Consider the following 7880-nt stretch of genomic DNA (forward strand, 5'->3'; position numbering starts at 1 on the left):
TTGTTGTTGGTAATGTTGCCTGTGTTTGATTCTATATTAGTGGTGTTATTGTTGGTAACATTGCCTGTTTCGGAGTTGGTGGTGCTGTTGGTTGTGTTGTTGACTGTAACTCCTGTGTCTTGGTTGACGGTAGCATCACCTCCAGAGTTTTGAGTGATATTGTTGTTGGTAATGTTGCCTGTGTTTGATTCTATATTAGTGGTGTTATTGTTGGAGACATTTCCTGTTTCGGAGTTGGTGGTGCTGTTAGTTGTGTTGGTAACAATAGCTCCTGTGTCTTGGTTGAGATTAGCATCACCTCCAGCGTTTTGAGTGATATTGTCGTTGGTAATGTTGCCTGTATTTGTATCTATATTGGTGGTATTATTGTTGGTAGCGTTTCCTGTGTCGGAGTTGGTGGTGCTGTTAGTTGTGTTGTTAACAGTGACTCCTGTGTCTTGGTTAAGATTAGCATCACCTCCAGCGTTTTGAGTGATATCGTTGTTGGTAATGTTGCCTGTAGAAACTTGAATATTCGTAGTGTTATTGTTGGTAGCATTTCCTGTGTCGGAGTTGGTGGTGCTGTTAATTGTGTTGTTGACTGTAACTCCTGTGTCTTGGTTAAGATTAGCATCACCTCCAGCGTTTTGAGTGATATTGTTGTTGGTAATGTTGCCTGTAGAAGCTTGAATATTGGTGGTGTTATTGTTGGAGGCATTTCCTGTTTCTGAGTTAGTTGTGTTGTTAACCGTAACTCCTGTGTCTTGGTTAAGATTAGCATCACCTCCAGCGTTTTGAGTAATATTGTTGTTGGTAATGTTGCCTGTGTTTGATTCTATAGTATTGGCATTTTCGTTGTTGGTATTAACACTTGTGTCTTGATTAAGAGTAGCATCACCTCCAGCGTTTTGAGTAATATTGTTGTTGGTAATATTGCCTGTATCTGTAGTATTAGCATTTTCGTTGTTGGCATTAACACTTGTGTCTTGATTGACAGTAGCATCATCTCCAGCGTTTTGAGTGATATTGTTGTTCGTAATATCACCCCCAGCATCTTGATTCAGGGTAGTATCCTCCTCAGCAGTTTGATTAATATCTCCCGTGGTTTGGTTTTCCCCTGATGAAATCTCTGCTTCCGCATCTCCTTCTCCTGCTGATTGAGTAATATCTCCTGTCTCAACATCTTCTGTTGCTCGTAGAGTCAAACTACCTATTGTGCCCTCAGATTGAATTTCAACATCATAAGTATCTATTGAACCATCTGTCGCTTCAACGTTAATTTCTCCAGCACTCGTTGTACCGATGGAACTCAAGTCTCCTGTACCTACTTCTGTTCCATTGATGACAATACTGCCACTACTTCCTTGTGGGGCTTCTGTTGTTACGTTGCCTGTGTTTACTTCTGCTTGCTGACTTTGAATAATTAAGTCTCCACTTTCTGTCATGCCGTAGGATGATACATTGGCAAGATTTACACTTTCTGAGGCGTTAAGTTGTACGTCGCCTCCTATTCCTTGCTCTGAATAGGAGTCTATATTTCCTCCGGTGGCATCTATATTACCTATTTCACTCTCTACTGTAATATTGCCTCCCTGTTCCATCCCTTCGGAACGAATGCCCTTAATAGTTATGTTTCCTGGGGATGTGAGGGTGACATTTCCGGCTGTTCCTTCTGTGGAAAATGTGTTTAAGTCTCCTTGAGCATCTATACTGTTTTCACTGCTACTATGAATTGTAATATTTCCACCCCGTTGAGTTCCCTGAGATCGTATGGTGTTGATTTCAACGTGGCCTGCTCCTTCAATGTTTACACTTCCGGCTGTGCCTTGTTCTGAGAATGTTTCTATGGCTTGGGTGGCAGTAATTTTTCCTTGTTGGCTGGTGATGCTAATATCTCCACCTCTGGTGGGTTTGGTTGTGTTGAGGGCGCTGGCTTCTAATTTGCCTGTGGTTATGTTACCTAGGGCTTCAATAGTGATTTTGCCGGAGCCATCGGGAGATCGGGAGTTGATTGTTCCGGCTGTGGTGTCTATTGTGCCGTTGCTGCTCTTTATACTGATGTCTCCTGCAACACCTTGGGTGGCTTCTCCTTCTGGTATAGGAATGAGGGTGAAGTTATTGTTGTCGTTGAATTCTAGCCTTTCTCTGACGAAGCCTGATGCTAGGTCAATATTTCCTACTTCTATTGCGCTCTCGGCATTAATGTCTACTGTGCCTGTGTCGCCTACGTTGGCACCGGAATATATTCTGGTTGTTGTGGTGTTGATGTTGCTACCTGCTTCTAATGTTATGTCTCCTCCTGTGCCTGGGTTGTCTGTTTCACTGTCGGTTGCAACTTCTGAGGCAGAGATAATATTGCTGTTTTCGGCGAGGTTTATTTCTCGTCCTGCTTTAATGTTAATTTGACCGCCGTTACCATCGGCAAAGGAGGAGATGTTACTGGTGGTAATGTCTCCTTGGGGGGCACTTAGGTTAACGTTTCCTCCGTCGCCTCTTCCTGAATAGTTGGCTAGGGTGCTGTTGCTTGTGTCTATGTTTCCCGTTGCGGCTGTGATGTTGATTTGACCACCTTTTTGTTGGCCGTGGGAACTGATGATGTTGGTGGTGACGTTGGTTTGGGCGTTGAGGGTGACATCTCCGGCGTTGCCTTTTTCTGAGAATGATTGAATTGGTTGGGTGGCGTTAATTTCTCCTTGTTGGCTGGTGATGCTGATGTTACCTCCATCTGCTGCTTCTGTTTTATTGTTGGCTGAGGAGGTGATGATGCCTGTGGTTATGTTTGATTGGGCGGTTATTTCTATTGAGCCTGCTTTTCCGATGGCTGTTTCGGTGCTTTGGGCTGAGATGGTGCTGTTTTCGGCTGTGAGGGAGCCTGTGTTGATGGTGATGTTGCCTCCTGCTCCGGTGCTTGTGGTTTCTGTGATTATTTGACCGTTTAGTTCAAGTTTTTCTGTGGGGTTGATATTGATGCTGCCTCCTGCTCCGTTGTTGGAGGTAGCTGCTGAGATGGTGATGTCTTCGGATATTATTAGGTTTTGGGTTTGGATGTTTATTTCTCCGGCTTTGCCTGTGCCTTGGGTTTCTACTGTTATTTTGCCGTTTCCTGTAATGTTTATGTTTTCTGGGGCGGTAATAAATATGTTGCCTCCGTTGCCAGAGGAGAAGGTGCGGGCTGAGATGAAACCTGATTCGCTGAAGTTGATGTTTAGCTCTGGGTTGTCGTTGTAGGTATTCAGGTTGAGAGTACCTGCGGGTGCTTCTCCTTGGGTTTCGGCAAATATTCCTAGTTGTCCGAATATATTAAGTTGGTTGCTGTTGATGGTGATGTTTCCTGCTGTGTCTGTATTGGTGGCGTTTTCTTTAGCAGTTGCACTAATTATGGCTCCTTCTCCTATGCTGAGTGTTTCGGAATTAATAGTAATATCTCCCGCACTGCCACTACTGTCGGTTTCTGTGGTTAGACTTGTTCCGGCTTTTAGGTCAAAATTATTGGTGGTAATATTGATATTGCCTGCTTTGCCTTCTCCTGTGGTGGATGCTGAGATAGATACTTTGTCAGATGTTGTGAGGTTAGCTGTGTCAATGTTAATTTCACCTGCGTCACCTATGGAGGAGGTTTCGACTGAAATTTCGCTCTCTCCAGTAATATCTATAGTTTCTGGAGCGTTAATGTTAATATTTCCGCCTTCTCCTGTGGAAGAGGTAGAGGCAGTTATATCTATTTTGTCGGCTATTGTTAGGTTATTTGTCTCAATGTTAATTTCACCTGCATCACCTGTACCTGTAGTTTGAACTGAGATTTGGCCTTCTCCTGAAATATCTATATTTTCTGGAGCGTTAATATTAATATTTCCGCCGTTACCTGCTCCTGTGGTGGAGGCTGATATCTTACCTTGGTTGCTGAAGTTGATATCTAAGTCTGGGTTATCGTTGTAGGTATTTAGGTTGATAGTACCTGCGGGGGCTGCTCCTTTGGTTTCTGCTAATATTCCTTCTGGACTAGAGATATTCAGTTCGTTGCTGTTGATGATAATATTTCCACCTGCTGCTGTGTTAGTGGCATTTTCTTTGGCTGTGGCACTTATTTGTGCATTGTCGTTAATGTTAAGTTGAGGGGTGTTGATCTCTATGTTGCCTGAAGTTCCTGCACTGTTAGTTTCTACTGAAAGTTGGGTGTTGTTGTCTAGGTTGAGTGTTTCAGTTGCTTTTATTGTAATATTGCCTCCTGCTCCTGCTCCTTGTGTGGAACCTAATATTTGGGAGTCGTTTTGAAGATTAATTTGGTTGGCTTCTATTGTAATGTTACCTGCATTTCCTGTGTTTGTCGTAGATGCAGTAATATCCATGCCATCGGCTACCCGGAGGTTGCCTGTGTCTATTTCAATTTCGCCTGCATTGCCTGTACCTGTTGTTTCAACGGAGATTTTTCCGTCTCCTGTAATATTTATAGTGTCTTGGACGTTAACTGATATGTTACCTCCAGTTCCACTGGATGTTGTGGTGGCAGTAATGTCTATACTGTCGGTTATTGTGAGGTTGGGAGTGATAATTTCTATTTGGCCTGCGTTGCCTGTACCTGTAGTTTCAACTGAGATTTTTCCATCTCCTGAAATATCTATTGTTTCTGGAGCGCTAATGTTAATATTTCCACCGTTGCCTTTAGATGTTGTGCGGGCAGAGATAAAACCTTCGTTGCTGAAGTTGATATCTATATCTGGCGTGTCGTTGTAGGTATTCAGGTTGAGAGTGCCTGCGGGGGAGTCGCCTTGGGTTTCGGCAAATATTCCTAACTCTCCTCCAATGTTCAGGATGTTGGTATTAATGCTGATATTTCCACCTGCTTCTGTGTTGGTAGCTTCTGCTTTTGCTGTGGCACTAATTTTTGCTCCTTCTCCTATGGTTAATGTTTCGGAGTTGATGCTGATGTCTCCTGCTTTTCCGGCGCTGTTGGTTTCTGTGGTGAGACTTGTTCCTGTTTCTAGGTTAAAGGTGTTGGTATTAATAGTTATCTCTCCAGCGTTTCCATCTCCTGTTGTGGATGCTGATATGGATACTTTGTCAGATGTTGTTAGACTTTGGGTATCAATATTAATTTCACCTGCATTACCTGTACTTGTCGTTTCGACTGATATTTTTCCTTCTCCTGAAATATCTATACTTTCTGGAGCGCTAATATTAATATTTCCGCCATTGCCTATGGATGTGGTGCGAGCTGAGATAAAACCTTGGTTGCTGAAGTTGATATCTAGGTCTTGGTTGTCGGAGTATGGTTTGATGGTAAGAGTACCTGCTGGTGCTTCTCCTTGAGTTTCGGCGAATATTCCTAGTTCCCCTGAAATGTTGAGGTTGTTGCTAAAGATGCTGATATTTCCACCTGTTTCTGTATTAGTGGCATTTTCTAATGCTGTGGCACTGATGGAGGTGCCGTTTCCAATAGTTAGTGTTGGGGCATTTATTTCTATATTTCCGGCTGCTCCAGCACTGTCGGTTTCTGCGGAAATACTAACTCCTTCACTCAGGCTCAGGTTTTGAGTCTCAATATTAATATTACCTGCATTACCTGTACCTGTGGTTTCGACTGAAATTTTCCCATCTCCTGAAATATCTATTTTTTCTGGAGCGCTAATATTAATATTTCCACTATTCCCTGTGGATGTGGTGGAGGCGGAAATAAAGCCGTCGTTGGTGAAGTTAATCTCTAGGTTAGGCTCGCTTTGTTTGACTTGAGCTTCAGTTTCTCTTTGATATGGTTTGATGGTAAGAGTACCTGCTGGTGCTTCTCCTTGAGTTTCTGCAAATATTCCTAACTCGCCGGAAATATTGAGCGCGTTGGCGTTAATATCAATATTTCCACCTCCTGCTTCTGTGTTAGTAGCTCCTGCTTTGGCTGTGGCACTAATTTCTGCTCCTTCTCCTATGGTTACTGTTTGAGAGTTGATACTGATATTTCCTGCTTTTCCAGCACTGTCAGTTTCTGTGGTTAGACTTGTTCCGCTTTCTAGGTTAAAGGTGTTGGCGTCAATTTCAATAGCCCCGGCATCTCCGTCTCCTGTGGTTGATGCTGTAATAGATACTTTGTCGGATGTTGTGAGGTTTTTGGTGTCAATGTCGATGATGCCTGCGTTGCCTGTGTTATTTGTGGTGACTCGAATTTCTCCATCTCCTGCAATTTTTATATTTTCTGGGGCAGTGATGGAGATGTTGCCTCCGTTACCTGTGGATGTGGTGGAGGCGGAGATGAAGCCGTCGTTGGTGAAGTTGATATCTAGCTGAGGAGTACCGTTGTAGGATTGGAGAATAAGGGAACCTGCATCTGCTGCTCCTGCTGTTTCTGCAAATATTCCTAATGTGCCGGAAATATTGAGGGTGTTAGCTTGGATGTTGATATTACCTCCTCCTTCTGTGTTGCTTGAGTCGGCGGTAATAGTAGCACTGATTTTGGCATCTTGTCCGATGTCTATGGTGTTTGCTTTGACTTCTATTTGGCCTGGTGCCCCTGCACCACTGGTTTCTGTGGTTAGACTGGTGCTTTGATTAAGATTTAGGGTTCCAGCTTCAACTGTAATAGTTCCTGCTTTTCCACTCCCTTGAGTGTCTCCTTGGAGTTGGCTGTTATTAGTCAGTTCAATATCTTGGGGGGCTTTGATAGTGATATTACCTGCGTTGCCTTCGGCGTTGGTGGTGCTCAGGATGCTGGTGTTGTTCAGGGATATTGTACCTTCTTGACTCTCAATTTTCACGTTTCCGGCAGCTTGGTCGCTTTTTGTATCGCTTTCAATGGTAACGTTTTTGAGGTTGATGTTGCCATTGCTGATGATGGATACTGGGCCTGATTGACCTGTTTTTCCAAGGTCTATTTCTACTTTCTCTTTGGAGAAGAATGTAGCTCCTATTACGCCCCCGGTAGGTACGAGTAATTCTATAGTTATTTGTTGGCTGGTAATGATGGATAAATCATTTAATTGAAGGTTTCCTTGTGGTTGACTTTCTATTGTCACTTCCCCTGATTGGGAGTGGGAAGATTGTGTTATTATTTCTGTGTTGCTGAGGTTGTTGGTGGAAATGTTAACATTTCCACCATCTCCTGAGTCGTTTTTTCCGACTGAGAATGTTCTGATTTGTCGTTGTTCTGTGCCTTCATATTCTGAAGTGTTGAATTTATTTAGAGAAATGTCTCCCCCATTTCCTGAGTTACCATAATCAGAATAGGAATAGGAATCAATATCAGATGTAATGATATTCACTCCTGCGTCTACAAAAATGTCTCCCCCATTTCCTGAATCGCCAGAAAAAGAAGAGGAAGAGGAATTGATGTCAGATATAGTAATATTCACTCCTGCGTCTACAAAAATGTCTCCCCCATTTCCTAAGTTTCCAGAAGAAGAGGAATTGATGTCAGATATAGTAATATTGCCTCCTGCGTCTACAAAAATGTCTCCCCCATTTCCTAAGTTTCCAGAAGAAGAGGAATTGATGTCAGATATAGTAATATTGCCTCCTGCGTCTACAAAAATGTCTCCCCCATTTCCTGAATCGCCAAAAAAAGAAGAGGAAGAGGAATTAAGCGCGTATGTATTGATATCACCATCTGCGTATATAGTAATACCACCCCCATTTCCTGACTTCTGATCGGAATCAGAGGAAGAGGAATCAAGCCCGTATATAGTAATATCACCATCTGCGTATATAGTAATATCACCCCCATTTCCTGAGTTACCACTACTACCGTAGTCACCTATCGAAGACCGGGAATAGGAATTAAAGTCGTATGTATTGATATCACCACCCGCGTATATAGTAATATCACCCCCATTTCCTGAGTTTCTACTCTTTGACGAATAAGAAAAGGAATTGAGGCTTTCTGTATTGATATCACCAGTCTGAGTCGAGATAGTAATATC

Annotated in this window: 1 protein-coding gene; it reads right to left on the reverse strand. The window is 43.0% G+C overall.

What is annotated here, in order from left to right; genetic code table 11:
• On the reverse strand, positions 1-7880 hold a 7880-nt coding region (locus ACP6PL_RS18035), incomplete at both ends, for a beta strand repeat-containing protein (RefSeq protein ID WP_426546652.1).

Origin of the sequence: Dapis purpurea BLCC-M126 (assembly GCF_050015975.1) — a bacterium.
Classification (GTDB): domain Bacteria; phylum Cyanobacteriota; class Cyanobacteriia; order Cyanobacteriales; family Microcoleaceae; genus Trichodesmium.